This is a genomic window from Lactobacillus sp. C449L (assembly GCF_059900815.1).
In genome coordinates this window covers 1-423 of sequence record NZ_JBWXGA010000352.1, presented here as the reverse complement: position 1 = coordinate 423, position 423 = coordinate 1, and the positions used below count along the sequence as shown (strand labels likewise).

The 423-nt window shown below is 67.8% G+C and carries 1 pseudogene; it reads right to left on the bottom strand.

The window, feature by feature from the left end:
• Positions 1-200: pseudogene (locus tag AC2JF9_RS09745) on the bottom strand (hypothetical protein); the annotation flags it as partial.
• Positions 201-423: the final 223 nt, after the last annotated feature.

Genomic DNA, 423 nt, shown 5'->3' with positions numbered 1-423 from the left:
GGCTCGCCCAGCGCGAAGGGCGCGACATAGCTCTGCACGTCGTTCATCCGCCCGCGCATGTAGGGATCCACCGACAGCCACAGGTTGCGGACGCGGACCTCGCCCTCGTTCAGCGGCGCGGACGCCACTTCCCTGAGCTCGAAATTGTCCATCGTCGGCATGCCCGCAGGGCGGGACTTGAGATGCCAGGCGCGAGTCATCGGATTCTCCTTCAGCCTCTCTCTTGCGGCGGCGGCAGGGAAAGAAAAGGGCCCGGCCTTGCGGCCGGGCCCTCCTCCACCCTCGGCGACCTCAGTAGGTGCCGGAGAAGCTGCGATTGAGGATGTGCGGGCCGTCGCCCTCCCGATCGTCGCGCTCGAACAGGGCGCGGTTGTCCTCCTCGTCCCGCCAGGCGCGCATCGCCTCGTCCCTGGTCTTGTTGAC